At 73.0% G+C, this 15406-nt stretch carries 13 protein-coding genes and 1 pseudogene; 8 read left to right on the top strand and 6 right to left on the bottom strand.

Going from position 1 to position 15406, the window contains the following annotated elements; translation table 11 throughout:
* Positions 1-87: 87 nt before the first annotated feature.
* Both A6A25_RS34985 and A6A25_RS34980 read right to left on the bottom strand, forming a co-directional pair.
* Positions 88-1371, bottom strand: coding sequence for an SWIM zinc finger family protein (locus A6A25_RS34985; protein WP_073897560.1), 1284 nt, complete (start codon positions 1369-1371; stop codon positions 88-90).
* A 39-nt stretch (positions 1372-1410) separates the two neighbouring features.
* Positions 1411-2589, bottom strand: coding sequence for a homogentisate 1,2-dioxygenase (locus A6A25_RS34980; protein ID WP_073897558.1), 1179 nt, complete (start codon positions 2587-2589; stop codon positions 1411-1413).
* A 69-nt stretch (positions 2590-2658) separates the two neighbouring features.
* Between A6A25_RS34980 and A6A25_RS34975 the strand changes: the two genes are divergently transcribed.
* From A6A25_RS34975 to A6A25_RS34965, 3 genes are read left to right on the top strand one after another with little or no spacing between them, the layout of a single operon-like run.
* Complete coding sequence (locus A6A25_RS34975; RefSeq protein WP_274534373.1) at positions 2659-3525, top strand: hypothetical protein; 867 nt, start codon at positions 2659-2661, stop codon at positions 3523-3525.
* Complete coding sequence (locus A6A25_RS34970) at positions 3522-4694, top strand: fumarylacetoacetate hydrolase family protein (RefSeq protein ID WP_073897553.1); 1173 nt, start codon at positions 3522-3524, stop codon at positions 4692-4694. The genes A6A25_RS34975 and A6A25_RS34970 overlap by 4 nt, the downstream gene beginning before the upstream one ends.
* Positions 4695-4697: 3 nt before the next feature.
* Positions 4698-5366: an IclR family transcriptional regulator gene (locus A6A25_RS34965; protein ID WP_073897551.1), complete on the top strand. Its 669-nt coding sequence runs from the start codon at positions 4698-4700 to the stop codon at positions 5364-5366.
* A 182-nt stretch (positions 5367-5548) separates the two neighbouring features.
* On the opposite strand, the gene A6A25_RS34960 is transcribed toward A6A25_RS34965, so the two are convergent.
* The 3 genes and pseudogenes from A6A25_RS34960 to A6A25_RS46995 all read right to left on the bottom strand — a co-directional run.
* Positions 5549-6148: a TMEM165/GDT1 family protein gene (locus A6A25_RS34960; protein WP_073897549.1), complete on the bottom strand. Its 600-nt coding sequence runs from the start codon at positions 6146-6148 to the stop codon at positions 5549-5551.
* A gap of 252 nt (positions 6149-6400) precedes the next feature.
* Positions 6401-6577: a hypothetical protein gene (locus A6A25_RS43550; RefSeq protein WP_143193601.1), complete on the bottom strand. Its 177-nt coding sequence runs from the start codon at positions 6575-6577 to the stop codon at positions 6401-6403.
* 31 nt (positions 6578-6608) lie between these two features.
* Positions 6609-7100: pseudogene (locus A6A25_RS46995) on the bottom strand (RCC1 domain-containing protein); the annotation flags it as partial.
* On the opposite strand from A6A25_RS46995, the gene A6A25_RS44375 reads away from it, so the two are divergent.
* The 5 genes from A6A25_RS44375 to A6A25_RS34920 all read left to right on the top strand — a co-directional run bounded on the left by A6A25_RS44375 (position 7054) and on the right by A6A25_RS34920 (position 14766).
* Positions 7054-7203 carry a hypothetical protein gene (locus A6A25_RS44375; RefSeq protein WP_158073872.1) on the top strand — a complete coding sequence of 50 codons (150 nt, stop codon included), beginning with the start codon at positions 7054-7056 and terminating at the stop codon, positions 7201-7203. The pseudogene A6A25_RS46995 and the gene A6A25_RS44375 sit on opposite strands and share 47 nt — an antisense overlap.
* 831 nt (positions 7204-8034) lie before the next feature.
* A complete protein-coding gene (locus tag A6A25_RS34935) occupies positions 8035-9546 on the top strand; it encodes a cytochrome ubiquinol oxidase subunit I (protein WP_073897543.1) in 1512 nt (503 codons plus the stop codon).
* An 11-nt stretch (positions 9547-9557) separates the two neighbouring features.
* Entirely contained in the window at positions 9558-10559 is a 1002-nt protein-coding gene (gene cydB / locus A6A25_RS34930) for a cytochrome d ubiquinol oxidase subunit II (protein WP_073897541.1), read from the top strand.
* Positions 10556-13651, top strand: a complete 3096-nt coding sequence (cydD, locus tag A6A25_RS34925) for a thiol reductant ABC exporter subunit CydD (RefSeq protein WP_073897539.1) — start codon at positions 10556-10558, stop codon at positions 13649-13651. The genes cydB and cydD overlap by 4 nt, the downstream gene beginning before the upstream one ends.
* Positions 13648-14766, top strand: coding sequence for a GAF domain-containing sensor histidine kinase (locus tag A6A25_RS34920; RefSeq protein ID WP_073897537.1), 1119 nt, complete (start codon positions 13648-13650; stop codon positions 14764-14766). The genes cydD and A6A25_RS34920 overlap by 4 nt, the downstream gene beginning before the upstream one ends.
* Here A6A25_RS34920 and A6A25_RS34915 read toward each other — a convergent pair.
* A complete protein-coding gene (locus A6A25_RS34915; RefSeq protein ID WP_073897535.1) occupies positions 14758-15387 on the bottom strand; it encodes a response regulator in 630 nt (209 codons plus the stop codon). The two genes, A6A25_RS34920 and A6A25_RS34915, sit on opposite strands and share 9 nt — an antisense overlap.
* Between the last annotated feature and the right edge of the window lie 19 nt (positions 15388-15406).

Here is a 15406-nt window from a genome sequence, read left to right as displayed (position 1 = left end):
AACCGAGGGACGAGAACGGTGTTTCCGTACATTTTCGGGCGATGATCACCCGATTGTGCGATGGGGAACCTTGTCTGACCTGCGTGATCATCCCACGACCTCCGGTGCTTCGCCGGGCTTGGCGGTGGCGCCCAGGCGCAGTTCGCGGCCGTTCCACAGGCCCCACGCGTCGAACGGGGCGCCGCCGCTCACGGCCAGCGCCTGGTCCAGGGCGAGGTCGCCCCGAACCGGGATTCCGCGGCCCGTGGAGTCGACCAGGTGACGGGTGTCCTCGGTGACCCGGACCGACGCGCAGCCCAACGGGTGCAGGCGTTGCCACGGGTCGGCTTTCAGGTACTCCTCGAGGCCGGCGAGCGCGGCGCGCCAGGTCGGTGGCGCGGGGATCGGTTCGGCCTGGCGCTCGACCAGCACCTCGCCCACCGCCACCCGGTGCGGTGGGACGCCGGGGTACGGGTGCAGGACGCCCTGGATCCCCACGCCGTGGGTCAACGGTGGCACGGGGCGCGCACCGCCACCGGCATGCCGGACCGCCACCACCCACCCGTGCGAACGGCCCCAGGCCCACTGCCGCACGGTCCGCACCAGGCCGTCGTCGGACTCCAGCTTCAGCAACGGCACCCACTGGTCCGACCAGCCGGGACCGGCGCGCACCTCCTCCTCCGCGACCGAGAAGCCCAGGCGGCGGCGGATCAGGGGGTCCGTGGACGACGACAGCCGGACCAGCAGGTGCAACCCGCCCAAGCGGTCGGCCGCGTCGTGCGCCCAGTGCGGTCCGCCGGCGGCGACGATCCCGCGCACCTCGTCCACCGCCGACGCCAACCCCTTGGCCTGCGCGTCGACCATCCTGGCCTGGATCGAGTGCCACCACGCCGCGTCGCGCGCGGGCAAGCCGGCCAGGCCCGCGCCCGCCACGTCGCCCAGCCAGTCGGTCAGGCCCGCGACGCCACCACGCACCGCGTTCTGCCTGGCCTGCGCCGTCTTCTCCTTGGCCTTGGCCCGCCGCCGCACCGCCTCCGGCGAGTCGTCCGGAGCCGGAACCGAAGCCGCGGGACCGGCCGCACGGCGGCGGGTCAGCCACTCGGTCACCCAGTCGGGCGCCTCCGCGACGGGGAAAGGCTCGCGGACGTCCCGCAGCTGCAACGCCAAAGCGTGCTTGCACGGGAACTTGCGCGACGGGCACGAGCACTTCGTCGCCCGGTCACCCAGGTCGACGCACACCTGGTACGGGTTCTTGCCGCTGCCCTTGCACAGACCCCACAGGGCGGTGTCGCTGCGACCCGTCCCCTGCCAGCCGGAGGACCCCGCCAGCCGGGTGGCGCTGCTCGCCACCTGGCCGTCCGGGGCCTGCTCCAGAAGCGCTCGTGCGTCCATGCCGGCAGACGTTAGAGGCACCCACCGACAAAAAGTCGATCAGTCGAGGTCGGGACCCCGGCGTGCCCAGGACCAGGCGTACTTCGGGTCCTCGGACGCCAGCGCGGCCTCGCCCAGGTCCAGCGGCCGGAAGGTGTCGACCATGACGGCGGTCTCGTCGAAGTAGTCCACGCCCAGCGACGCCTCGACCGCACCCGGCTGCGGCCCGTGCGTGCAGCCCGACGGGTGCAGCGACAACGAGCCGATGCCGATGCCAGACCCCTTCCGCGCCTCGTAGTTGCCGCCGACGTAGAACATCAGCTCGTCCGAGTCCACGTTGGCGTGGTTGTACGGCACCGGGATCGCCAACGGGTGGTAGTCGACCTTGCGCGGCATGAACGAGCACACCACGAAGTTCGGCCCCTCGAACGTCTGGTGCACCGGCGGCGGCTGGTGCACGCGGCCCGTGATCGGCTCGAAGTCGCGGATGTTGAACACCCACGGGTACAGGCAGCCGTCCCAGCCGACCACGTCGAACGGGTGATTGGCGTAGGTGAACCGGGTGAGGCCCGCGCGGTGCCGCACGAGCACCTCCACGTCCTCGCCGTCCACCAGCAACGGCTCCACCGGCCCCCGGATGTCACGCTCGCAGTACGGCGAGTGCTCCAGGAACTGGCCCTTGGCCGACAGGTACCGCTTCGGCGGTCCGATGTGTCCGGTGGCCTCCAGCACCAGGATGTTCATGGGCTGGGACGGCACCACGCGGTACGTGCACGACGTCGGCAGCACCACGTAGTCGCCCTCGGCGACCGGCAGCGCGCCGTAGATCGTCTCCACGACGCCCTCGCCGGACTGCACGTACAGCAGCTCGTCGCCGGCCGCGTTGCGGTACAGCGGGCTGGGCGCGGTGGCGGTCGCGAAACCGATCACCACGTCGGAGTTGCCGAACAGCGTGCGGCGGCCGGTGACCGCGTCGACCTCCGAAGATTCCCAGGTCAGCGCCGGTGTCTTGAAGTGGCGCGGCTTGAGCGGGAGGTTCGGCGTCAACGCGCCGCGCGTCTCGTCGACGGTGACCGCGTCCACGATCGCGGTCGGCAGGTGGCGGTGGTAGAGCAGCGCCGAATCGGCCGAGAAACCCTCGACCCCCATGAGCTCTTCCGCGTACAGCCCGCCCTCCGGCGTGCGGAACTGCGTGTGTCGCTTTCGGGGGATCTCACCCACCTGGCGGTAGTACGCCATGGTTCACTCCGGGCGTTCGATAGTCGGACATCTTTGTTCATTGACCGGTACGCCACTAGCGTGTCAGCCGTGTCAAGCGCCTTCGAACTCCGTGCGCCCGGTCCACGCGGCACTCCGCCCCTGCTCGCGAGGCTTGTCGACGACGCCGCACTGTTCCCACCGGGCAACGCCTCCATGCCCGATGCGGTCCGCGGCCACCTCGACGCACGTGCCGGGGAATGGGCCGGTGCGGTCGGTCTCTTCCTGTGCCCCGCGTCGCGACTCGCCGAGCTCATCACCGAGTTGATCAAGGTCAAGCCGGTGAAGCCGATCGCCCTGTCGCTGGTCATCGACACGGGCCTGGGAGGTGTGCCCAAGGCCGTGTCGATCGTGGAATCCCGCAGCGAACTGCTGGCCCTGCGGATGGTCGAGATGCCCGCCCCGTCCGATGTGGACGAGGTGTGGCTGGAACGCGTCTCGGAGTTCGTGCCCGAGGACGTCATCCGCGTGGTCGAGCCCCGGCGCGGTGGCGCCGAGTGGCTGGACGGCGTGCGCCGCGTCATCGAGCACGGCAGCTGGCCCAAGCTGCGTTGCGGCGGGGTCAGCAAGGAGAACTTCCCCAGCGTGGACGAGGTCGCCGACTTCCTGTCCGTGGTGAGCAGCGGCGGCGTGGCCTTCAAGGCGACCGCCGGCCTGCACCACGCCGTGCGGCACACCGACAGCGAAACCGGGTTCACCCACCACGGGTTCCTCAACCTGCTCGTGGCAACCGCGCGTTCCCTCTCCGGTGGTGACGTGCGCGGGGCCCTGTCCAGCACGGACGCGGCGGCGCTGGGCGCGGAGGCGTCGGGGCTGTCCGACCAGGCCGCGCACGCCGTCCGGGGCGTCTTCGCGTCCTACGGGTCGTGCTCGCTGGACGAGCCGATCGCCGACCTGGAGGAGCTGGGTCTGCTGTGAGCTGGATCGAGGACCCCGCGTTCACCGCCGACGAGCCGTTCGGGCCGCAGACGCTGCCCTACGGCGTCCTGCCCGGCGGTATCGCGGTGCGGGTGGGCGACCAGGCGTTGCTGCTGCGCGGCCTGGCGCTGGGCGAGCGGCTGGGGCCGTTGGTGGCCACGGGCACGCTGGACGCCCTGCTGGCGGCCGGGCGGCCCGCGTGGAGCGAGCTGCGGGCGCGGCTGGTCGAGATCGTCTCGGCCACCTCGGCGCCGCGCGGCGCGGAGCTGGTCGGGCTGGACGGCGCCGTGCTGCCGTTCACCGTGGCCGACTACGTGGACTTCTACTCGTCACGGCACCACGCGGAGAACGTCGGCCGGATCTTCCGGCCCGACGGCGAGGCGCTGCTGCCGAACTGGACCCACCTGCCCATCGGCTACCACGGCCGGGCCGGGACGGTGGTCGTGTCCGGCACGCCGGTCGTCCGGCCGCACGGCCAGCGGCGCACGTCGGCCGGTCCGGTGTTCGAGCCGACCCGCCGGCTGGACATCGAGGCCGAGGTCGGGTTCGTGTGCGGCGGGCCGGTCGCGTCGCGGCTGACGCCGTCGCAGGCCGTCGACCACGTGTTCGGCGTGGCGCTGGTCAACGACTGGTCCGCGCGCGACGTCCAGGCGTGGGAGTACCAGCCGCTCGGGCCGTTCCTGGGCAAGTCGTTCGCCACGTCGGTGTCGGCGTGGATCACGCCGCTGGAGGCGTTCGCGGTGGCCCGGGTGTCGCCGCCGCCGCTGGGCAACGACGTGCTGCCGTACCTGGTCGAGGAACGGCCCTGGGGGTTGGACATCGACCTGGAGGTCGAGTGGAACGGCGTCGTGGTGTCCCGGCCGCCGTTCCGCGAGATGTCGTGGACGTTCGCGCAACAACTCGCGCACCTGTCCGCGAACGGCGCTACCGTTCGGCCGGGCGACCTGATCGCGTCGGGCACCGTGTCCGGGCCTGCCCGCGACGAGCGCGGCTCCTTCCTGGAGCTGAGCTGGGGCGGGAAGGAGCCGGCGGTGGTCGGCGGCGACGAGCGGACGTTCCTGGAGGACGGCGACACGGTGCGGATCACCGCGACGGCCCCGGGTGAGAGCGGTTCGGTCGTCGGGCTGGCCGAGGTGGTCGGCACGGTCGCGCCCGCCGACGAGAGGTAGAGCGTGGTCAGACCCGATCCCCGCGGCCGGCTGCCGGCACCCGCGTCCAAGGAGAGCTCGCTGACCCTGGAGCGGGGCCTGGCCCTGCTCCAGGCGGTGGCCGACGCGGAGTCGGAGGCGCCGTCGATCAGCGAGCTGGCGGCGGCCATCGGCGCGTCGCGGGCGGCGGTGTACCGGCTTCTGGTGCCGTTGCAGTCGCGTGGGCTGGTGCGGCGCGAGGGGTCGAAGGTGCGGCTCGGGCTGGGCGTGCTGCGGCTGGCGTCCAACGTGCTGCCGCAGTTGCGGCTGGCCGCGCAGCCCGCGCTGCGGACGTTGGCCGAGGCGGTGGGCGCGACCGCGCACCTGACCGTGGCCGACGGCAGCGAGGCGCAGGCGGTGGCCGTGGTCGAGCCGTCGTGGACGGCATACCACGTGGCGTACCGGGTCGGGTCGCGCCACCCCGTGCACCGGGGTGCGGCGGGCAAGGCGATCGGGCTGTCGCCGGAGGGTCGGCAGTGGGTGCACTCGACCGGCGAGCTGCAGCCGGGCGCGTTCGGGGTGGCGGCGCCGGTGCGCGGTGTGCCCGGACTGCGGGCCAGCGTGGGCGTGGTGGCCCTGGAGAAGCTGGACGGTGACGTCGTGGGGCCGCAGGTGGTGCGGGCGGCTCAGGAGGTCGCCGACGCGTTGCGCTGACTGCGTTGGATTGCCGCTGCTCCGCAGGCGGCGGGCTCGGTCGCCGGGAAGTCGGTCGTTCGCGCCTGATTTTCCGACGATCGAAAAGCGTGATCGCCGGAAAACGAGTCGCGAACGACCGACGCGACCTCGCGGTCGTGGTCGAACTAGCGGTGGAAGACCGGGATGCCGTGGGGTCCGGCCTAGCCCGAGACCGCCGACCACACCGCGAACAGGGCGAACGCGGCGAACACGAAGCCGCTCACCCGCTGGATCAGGTGTGTCGGGATGCGGGCGGCGATCTTGCGGCCCACCAGGACCGCGATGGCGGCGACCGTGGCCAGGGCCAGGAACGCGCCCAGGCCCACGAACACCGGGCTCGCGTAGCGGGCGGACAGGGCGGCGGTGGCCAGCTGGGACGCGTCACCCCACTCGGCGGCGAACAGGACGCCGAACGACGTGAGCGCGGCACGCCAGAACGTCACCTGACCGGGGCCGTTCGCGGAGGCGTCGGCGCCCTCGTCGTCCTTCGAGAAGCCTTCCTTGAGCAGCAGGAACGCACCCACGCCGAACAGCACGGCGACCACGCCCGCGACCACCCGATCGGGCAACAGGGTGAGCACGCCGCCGAAGGTCGCGGCCACCACGCACTGGATCGCGAACGCCGCCGTCACGCCCGCGAACACCGGCCACGGCCGGTACCTCGTGGTCAGCACGAGGGTGGCGACCATGGTCTTGTCCGGCAGCTCGGCCAGGAAGATGATCGCGAAAGCCGTCGCCAGGGCGATGAGCTCGGGTGCCACGGGAACCTCCGACGTCCGATGTGAACCCGGACGGAGGCAGCACGACCCCGACCGGGCGTGGTGCACTGCCCGGCCGGAGGTCTCGTTCGCCCGTTCGGTGAGAACGGGTGAGGGACCGGATCCGCGCTGGGCGGATCAGTGTGTCGATCCTCTCGCCCCGGTCGTGGTGACCCGGGGGAACTACTCCCCTCTGGCGAACCCACACTACCCCGTGCGGCCGTCCACGTCGGACGTGACGGTGCGCACGCCGGGCTACGGCCTGATCGCGAACAGGGCGACCCCGCCGCCGCTGATGGCCGTCGCCCCGGAAATCGCGGTCCGGACCGGGGTGGTGGACAGGCAGTGCTCCGACCGCGGCGTCGTCGTGCAGCTGCCGGACGTGCCGTTGCCGAGGTGCCCGGCGAGGTTGTTGCCGCCCCAGGCCCACACCGAGCCGTCGGCGCGCGGTCGAGGAGCCGCTCTCGACCGCGACGACGTCCGTCAGCCCGGCGACCTGGACCGGCACGTCGGAGTGGCAGGCGGCCGGGTCGGCGCACGACGCGCCGGTCCCGAGCTGGCCCCAGTAGTGGTCGCCCCACGACCACACCCGGCCGTCGGCGGCGAGGGCGTACCCGTTCGCGAGGCCGCCGGCGATGGCGACGGCGTCGGTCAGCCCGACGACCTGCGCCGGCGGCACGTCGTCGCCCAGCGGCGAGCCCGTGCCGGTCTCACCCCGCCGGTTCTGGCCCCACGCCCACACCGTGCCGTCGTACTTGAGCGCGTAGGCGGTGAAGGCACCCGCGGCCACGTCGGTGACCCCGGACAACCAGGGGCGGAAGCTCGGCGTCGGGCCGTAGCCCAGGTCACCGCCCCAGGCGTGCACGCAGTCGACCAGGCACCCGGGCGGGGTGGCGAAGAAGCCGGCGATGTCCACGACCAGGTCCGCGGAACCCGCGTTGTTGTACAGCACCATCCCCGCGTCGCCGCCGAGCGGCACCACCGCCGCGTTCGCCGTGTCCCGCCCGGCGGGAAGGTTCAGGTTCGACGTGGCCGGCCGGGGCGTGAAGGTCCGGTAGGCCGACACGTAGGTGTCCGCGGTGACGTTCGTGCCGGTCAGGTTGAGCGACACCGCCCTCGCGGACGTCGGGATCCGGCCCGCCAGGTCCGCGTTCCGGGTCCGACCCGGCCCCAGGGGACCGCCCACCTCGCGGGTGTCCAGGGCGCGGCTCCTCGTCGGGAAGAACCGGTCGCCGCGGTCGGCGGCGTAGAACCCGGCCACGTCCACGACGAGGTGCGTGGCGCCGACGTGGTTGTACAGCGTGATCCGGCGGTTCGGGCCGAGGGCGACGGTGACCAGGTTGGGGCTGGTCTGGCCGGCCACCAGGTTGAGGTTCGACGCGGTGGGCCGGACCCCGCCGGACGGGTACGCGGTCACGTGGGTGGCGGCGGTCGGCTCGGTGCCGGTCAGGTTGAACACGACGGCGGTCGCCGAGGCAGGCAGGTGCGGGGCCAGGTCCACGGACACGCCGCCGTACCCGACCGGACCCTTCACGCCACCGGTGCCGTCGCGCGTGTCCAGCACCCGCAGCGGTGCCATCGGGACGAACGTGAGGCCACCGTCGGCCATCCCCGGGTACGGGGCGCGGGCGCCCTGGTCGGCCTGTGCCGCGACCGGTTCCGCCTGTGCCGAGGCCGCTTGAGCGCCGAGCACGACGAGCACGGCCGCGCAGAGCGCGAGAAGCCGCCGCATGATGTTCCCCCCCCCCCGGGTCCGCGATGAGCCGGATGACCATACGTTCCGGCGGCGCGGAACCGGTAGCGCGAACCCGCGCACGGGACCTTGGTCCCGGGTCCCGCGGGACCGTCGTACCTGAAGATCGCACCACCGCCGGACCTACGGTCGACCCGTGGACGTCCTCGACCTGGCACGGTGGCAGTTCGGCATCACCACCGTCTACCACTTCCTGATGGTGCCGCTGACCATCGGGCTCTCCCTGCTGGTGGCGGGGATGCAGACCGCGTGGGTGCGCACGGGTGACCGCAAGTACCTGGCGATGACCAAGTTCTGGGGCAAGCTGCTGCTGATCAACTTCGCCATGGGCGTGGTCACCGGCATCGTGCAGGAGTTCCAGTTCGGCATGACCTGGAGCGCCTACTCGCGGTTCGTCGGCGACGTGTTCGGCGCGCCGCTGGCGATGGAGGGCCTGGTCGCGTTCTTCGTCGAGTCGACCTTCCTCGGCCTGTGGATCTTCGGCTGGGACCGGCTGCCGAAGAAGGTCCACCTGGCGTGCGTGTGGGCGTTCTCGCTGGCCACGATCGCGTCGGCGTACTTCATCCTGGCCGCGAACTCGTGGATGCAGCACCCCGTCGGCGTGGAGATGGTCGACGGCCGGCCGCGGCTGACGTCGATCTGGGCCGTGCTGGGCAACAACACCACGCTCGCCGCGTTCCCGCACACGATCTTCGGCGCGTTCGCCGTCGCCGGCACGTTCCTGGTGGGCATCGCGGCCTGGCACCTGTGGCGGCGCACCGACGAGGGGCCGGTGTGGCGCGCTTCGGTGAAGGTCGGCACGTGGGTGGGCGTGGTGGCGTTCACCGGCCTCGCGATCACCGGCGACATGCAGGGCAAGCTGATGTTCGAGCAGCAGCCGATGAAGATGGCGGCGGCCGAGGCGCTGTGCCACACCGAGCAGCCGGCCGCGTTCTCGGTGTTCGCGATCGGCGACGTGTCGCGGCCCGACTGCGAGAACGTCAAGAGCATCACCGTGCCCGCGCTGCTGTCGTTCCTGGCGCACAACGACTTCACCACCGAGGTCAAGGGCATCGAGGACCTGGTGCCGATGTACCAGGAGAAGTACGGGACCAACTACCCGGTCGACCCGAAGCTGGGCGAGCTGTCCGGCAAGCCGATCGACTACGTGCCGAACCTGCCCGTCACGTACTGGGGCTTCCGGCTGATGATCGGGTTCGGCGGGCTCGCGGTCGGCGCGGGGCTGCTGATCCTGTGGCTGACGCGCGGCGGCCGGGTGCCGCGCGGTCGGTGGTTCGCCTGGCTCGCGCTGGGCAGCATCGCCACGCCGTTCCTGGCCAACAGCTTCGGCTGGATCTTCACCGAGATGGGCCGGCAGCCGTTCGTGGTGGTGCCGAACCCGAGCGGGGTGGACGGGGTGTGGATGTTCACCGCGCGGGCCGTGTCGTCGTCGACACCGGGGGAGGTGTTGACGTCGCTGGTCGCCTTGACGCTGGTCTACGGGGTGTTGGCCTGCGTCGAGGTGTTCCTGATCCGGCGGTACGTCCGCGCGGGGGTCGCGGGCGTGCTGCCGGCTCGAAAACACGATGACGACGCCGGGAAGTCCGGGACCTCGGACGCCGACAAGGACGCCGACAAGTCGGACGACGTCCTGACGTTCGCTTACTGAGAGGGGGAGCCGTGGAGACGTTCTGGTTCTGCGTGATCGCCCTGCTGTGGCTGGGCTACCTGTTCCTGGAGGGCTTCGACTTCGGCGTCGGCATGCTGTTGCCCGTGCTCGGGCGGTCGGAGCGGGAACGGCGGGTGCTGATCAACACGATCGGGCCGGTGTGGGACGGCAACGAGGTGTGGCTGCTGGTCGCGGTCGGTGCCACGTTCGCCGCGTTCCCCGCCTGGTACGCCGCGCTGCTCAGCTCGGTGTACCTGCCACTGGTGCTGTTCCTGCTGGCGCTGATCGGGCGCGGGGTGGCCTTCGAGTACCGGGGCAAGGTCGACTCGGCGCGCTGGCGGCGGGTGTGGGACCGGGTGATCGTCGCCGGGTCGTGGACGGCCGCGCTCGGCATCGGGCTGCTGCTGTCGTCGACCGTGTTCGGCCTGCCGCTGGACGCCGCCGGTGACCGCGTCGGCTCGCCGTTCGCCGCGATCCGGTGGGAGACGCTGCTCGGCGCGGTGGCGGTGGCCGGGTACGCGTTCGTGCACGGCGCGGTGTTCCTGTCGCTCAAGACCGAGGGCGAGGTGCGGGAACGGGCACGCGCGTTGGCGTTGAAGGCCGCGCCGTTCGCGCTGCTGCCGTTGCTGGTGCTGCTGCTGGCCGTGCAGCTGCGGTTCGGGTCGGCGTGGACGTGGGGCGCGTCGATCGTGGTGGCGCTGGCCGCGCTCGGCGCGTACGGGCGGCTGGTGCTGCGGCGCGAGGGGCAGGCGTTCGCGTTGATGGGCGTCGTGGTGGCGGGCGCGGTGGCGGCGCTGTTCGGCGCGCTCTACCCGAACGTACTGCCGTCCACTTTGGACCCCGCCTGGTCGCTGACCGTGGCGGGCGCCGCGTCGAGCCCCTACACGTTGACCGTGATGACCTGGGTGGCCGCGTTCGGCACACCCGCCGTGCTCGTCTACCAGGGGTGGACGTACTGGGTGTTCCGCAAGCGGATCGGCACCCGGCACATCCCGGAGGTACAGGTCCCGTGAACTTCCCCGGAGCCCCTTCCGCCACGAAGCCGGGGAAAGGCCCGCTCGGCGCGCTGCCCGCGCTCTCGCGTTCGGCGCGCCGGGCGTTGGCCTGGTGTGCGGTGCTGGCCGGGCTGACGGCCGGTGCCCTGGTGTGGCAGGCCGTCGCGTTGGCGTCGGCGCTGGTGACCGGCGGGTCGCTGTGGGTGCTCGCGGGCGCGGTCGTGGTGCGGGCCGTGCTGGCGTGGGCGACCGAGTCGGTGGCGGCACGGGCGGCGGCGGGTGCGAAGGAGGAGCTGCGGGCGGCGGTGCTCGACCGGGCGCTCGGGCTGGGGCCGTCGTGGATCGTGGCACGGGGACCGGCGTCGCTGGCGGTGACGGCGACCAAGGGGCTGGACGCGCTGGACGCCTACTTCACCCGGTACCTGCCGGCTCTGGTGACGACGGCCGTGGTGCCGGTGGCGTTGGGTGCGTGGATCTTGTGGACGGACCCGACGTCGGCGGTGCTGATCGCGGTGACGCTGCCGCTGATCCCGGTGTTCGCGATCCTGATCGGCCGGTTCACGTCGGCGCGGGTGGAGGCGGCGGCGTCGGCGCTGGAGCGGTTGTCGGGACGGCTCGCGGAGCTGGTGCGGGCGCTGCCGGTGCTGACCGCGTTCGGGCGTGCGGCGGCACAGGCCACGGCGGTGCGGGAGGTGGGCGAGCGGTACCGGCGGGCGACGATGGGGACGCTGCGGGTGGCGTTCCTGTCCGCGCTGGTGCTGGAGATCGTGGCGTCGCTGTCGGTGGCGCTGATCGCGGTCGGCATCGGGCTGCGGCTGGTGTCGGGGGAGATGACGCTGGTCACGGGGCTGGTGGTGCTGATCCTCGCGCCGGAGTGCTACCTGCCGCTGCGGGCGGCCGGTGCGGCGCACCACGCGTCGGAGGACGGTGTGGAGGCCGTGCGGCGGGTCGCCGAGATCCCCACGCCCGGCCCGCGGTCCGTCACGCCGGACCGGGTGGAGGGCGTGGAGGTGCGTGACCTGAGGGTTCGGCGGCGGGACCGGTTCGCGCCGGACGGGGTCGGGTTCCGGGTGCGGCCGGGCGAGGTCCACCGGCTCGACGCGCCCAGCGGTGCGGGCAAGTCGACGCTCTTCGGCGTGCTGCTGGGGTTCGTGGAGGCGGACGGCGGCACGGTGGCGGTCGACCGGTCGTCGATCGCGTGGGTGCCGCAGCGGCCCGCGTTCGCCGGGCGGACGGTGGCCGACGAGCTGGAGCTGACCACGGGGCGGGTCGACCACCAGGTGCTGGTGTCGGTCGCGGCGGACCACCTGGTGGCGCGGCCGATCGCGGAGCTGTCGACCGGGGAGCGGCAGCGGGTCGCGGTCGCGCGTGCGCTGACCAAGGTCCGGGACGGCGCGAAGGTGCTGCTGCTGGACGAGCCCACCGCGCACCTCGACCCGGCGACGGCGGCGAAGGTGATGGCGGCCGTGCACCGGGCGGCGGCTGGTGGCGCGGCGGTCGTGCTGGCGACGCACCGGCTGGTGGGCTCGCCGGAGGAGGACGTCGCGGCCGCACGTGAGGTCGGCGTGGTGGACGGTCGGTCGGTGGTCGCGCGGACGCCCCGCCCGACCCGTCGGCTGCTGGCGGGGGCGGCGCTGGGTGCGGCGGCTTCGCTGAGCGGGGTGGCGTTGACGGCGCTGGCGGCGTACCTGATCGCGAAGGCGGCGACCCAGCCGCCGATCCTGACGCTGTCCGTGCTGGTGGTGGGCGTGCGGACGTTCGCGCTGGCCAAGGGGGTGCTGCGGTACCTGGAGCGGTTGGTGTCGCACGACGCCGCGTTCCGGTACGCCGAGTCGCTGCGGGTCCGGTTGTGGCGCAGCCTCCGGCCCGGCCAGGCCGAGCTCACCCGACTGGTCGATGACGTGGACACCGTGCGTGACCTGGTGCCGAGGGTGCTCCAGCCGCCGTTGATCGCGTTCGGGGTGTCGGTGGCGGCGGTGGTGCTGTTCGCGCTGATCCAGCCGGCGGCCGGGCTCGCGCTGGCGGTGGCGCTGGTGGTCGGCGGCACGGTCGCGCCGGTCGTCGCGGTGCTCACCGAACGCCGGGCGACGGCGGTGCTGGCGCGCGGGCGTCGGCGGGTGTCGGAGCAGGTGCTGACCCTGCTCACCGCCGCGCCGGACCTGATCGCGTTCGGCGCCGACCGCGCGGTGCGGGCCGAACTGGCGCGTCAGGACGCCGAACTCGGTCGGTTGGCGCGGCGGCAGGCGCTCGGGGCGGGTGCGGCGATCGGGGTCGTGCACCTGACGACCGGGCTGGCGTCGGCGGTGTGCATCGGGCTGGCCGGTGGCGTCGACCCGCTGCTCGTGCCGGTGCTGGGGCTGGTGCCGTTGGCGTTGGCGGAGGTGTTGAGCGCGCTGCCCGCGGCGGCGCAGCACCGTGCGGCGTTGCGTGAGTCGTACGGGCGGATCGTCGAGCAGTCGTCGGTGCCGGTGTCGTCGGTGTCGTCGGTGGAGCAGGGGGCCGTTGGTGGCGCGGTGGGGCTCGAAGGCGTGACGGTGCGGTGGCCGGGCGGTGCGGAGCCGGTGCTGGAGCGGGTGTCGTTCGATCTGCCCGCCGGAGCGAAGGTGGCCGTGGTCGGTCCGTCGGGCGCGGGCAAGTCGAGCCTGTTCGCGTTGCTGCTGGGGTTCCTCGAACCCGAGCGGGGGCTGGTGTGGCGGCCCGACCGGGTGGCCTGGTGCCCGCAGGAGCCGATGCTGGTCTCGACCACCGTCCGCGAGAACCTACGACTGGGTGACCCACGGGCGGATGACGCACGGCTGCGGTGGGCACTCGACGTGGCGGGCGTCCGGCTCGACCTCGACACCGTGATCGGACCGACGCTGCTGTCGGGAGGGGAGGCGCAGCGGGTCGCGCTGGCCCGCGCGCTGCTCTACGACGCCGACCTCGTGCTGCTGGACGAGCCGACCGCCCACCTGGACGAGCCGACCGCCGCCGCGCTGCTGGCCCGCCTGGACGACGTGCTGCGGGACAAGACCGTCATCCACATCACCCACCGGCCGGGTGAAGCCGACCGCGCCGACCTGGTGCTGGACGTCACCGGGGGACGGGTGCGGGCCAGGGCCTACCGTTGACCACCGTGGACCCCGCCCGCGTGCTCGCCGCGTCGACCGAGATCACCTCGGCCGCCCTCGCCGGCGACGACCCGGACGCCGTGCTGCCGCTCGTGGTGCGCAGCGCCGTCGAACTGGCCGGTGCGGACCTGGGGCTGGCCATGGTCACCGCGGATGACGGCACGTTGACCGTCGAGGCGTCCTCGGGCGACGACGACCCGGTGGGCGTCGTGCTGTCGAGCCGTTCGTCGGCGGCACGGGCGGCGCGGACCGGGGTGTCCGTGGTCGCCGACGACTTCACCACCGACCCGCGCACCGCGCCGTTCGTGCCCAAGGCGCTGCGCGGGTACGGGCCGTTCGCCGTCGCGCCGTTCGGGACGAAGGAGCGCAAGATCGGCGCGCTGGCCGTGTACCGGCGCAAGGGCGCGCAGCCGTTCAGCCCGGACACCGTCGAGGTGCTCGCCGCGTTCGCCGCGCAGGCCGGGTTGGCCGTGGTGCTGGCCGAGGGGTCGACCGCGCGGCAGCGGATCGCGGTCTACCAGGAACGCGAGCGGATCGCGCGGGACCTGCACGACGTGATCATCCAGCGGCTGTACGCGACCGGCGTGCAGCTGGACCTGCTGGACCGGCGGTTGAAGCTGGAAGGCCGGGAGGCGCGCCGGCTGGCCGAGTGCGTCGATCAGCTCGACCGGACCATGGCGGAGGTGCGCGCCACCGTCCGGGCGTTGCGCAGCGCCGATCCCGGCAAGCCGGGTGACGTCGACCTCAAGGGTTCGGTGCTGGCGGAAGCGCGGACGGCGGGCGAACTGCTGGGGTTCGAGCCGGAGGTGCGCGTCGAGGGTGAGGTGGCCGACGTGCCGACCGACCTGGCCGACCACGCGCGGGCGGCGTTGCGGGAGGCGTTGTCGAACGTGGTGCGGCACTCGGGCGCCCGGCACGTCGGCATCGCGCTGCGGCGGACGCCGGGGAGGTTGGACCTGGAGGTCATCGACGACGGCTGCGGCATCCCGCGCGGTGTCGCCAAGCGCGGGCTGCGGCACTTGGAGGAACGGGCACTGGCGGCCGGCGGCGGGTGCGAGATCACCTCGTCACCGCGCACCGGCACCACGATCACCTGGCACGTTCCGCTAGCGTGAGCGGCGGGCTACCCAGGCGGCGGCCTGCGTCCGGCGTTCCATCCCCAGCTTCGACAGCACCGCGGTGACGTAGTTCTTCACCGTCTTCTCCGCCAGGAACAGCCGTTCGGCGATCTGGCGATTGGTCAGCCCTTCCCCGATCAGGTCCAGGACCCGCCGTTCCTGCTCGGTCAACGCGTCCAGCACGTCCACCTCCACCGGCCGCCGCATGCGGTCCAGCACGCGGGAGGTGGTCTGTGGGTCCAGCAGCGAGCGGCCGGCGGCCACCTCGCGCACGGCGGTCACCAGGTCCTGCCCGCGCACCTGCTTGAGCAGGTAGCCCGAGGCACCCGCCATGATCGCGCCGACCAGCGCCTCCTCGTCGTCGAACGCGGTCAGGACCAGGCACCGCGGTGCCTCCGGCAGGGCGCGCAGGCGACGGCACAGCTCGACCCCGCCGCCGTCGGGCAGCCGGACGTCCACCACGGCCACGTCGGGCCGGGTCGCCGAAGCCCGGACCAGGGCCTCGTCCACCCCGCCCGCCTCGGCGACCACCGAGATGTCGTCCTCGTCCTCCAGCAACTCGCGCAGCCCCCTGCGCACCACCTCGTGGTCGTCTACGAGCAACACTCGCACCGGCACGAACCCACCATAGGTCGAA

Origin of the sequence: Saccharothrix sp. CB00851 (genome assembly GCF_001905065.1) — a bacterium.
Classification (GTDB): domain Bacteria; phylum Actinomycetota; class Actinomycetes; order Mycobacteriales; family Pseudonocardiaceae; genus Actinosynnema.
Note: the sequence above shows the minus strand (reverse complement) of the source record. Positions and strands in the feature narration are given on the sequence as shown.

What these genes read in the sequence shown, in the direction of transcription:
- A6A25_RS44375 (WP_158073872.1), top strand. Translation starts at nt 7,054, where the DNA reads ATGTCCACGACCAGGTCCGCGGAACCCGCGTTGTTGTACAGCACCATC.
- A6A25_RS34980 (WP_073897558.1), bottom strand. Translation starts at nt 2,589, where the DNA reads ATGGCGTACTACCGCCAGGTGGGTGAGATCCCCCGAAAGCGACACACG.
- A6A25_RS34985 (WP_073897560.1), bottom strand. Translation starts at nt 1,371, where the DNA reads ATGGACGCACGAGCGCTTCTGGAGCAGGCCCCGGACGGCCAGGTGGCG.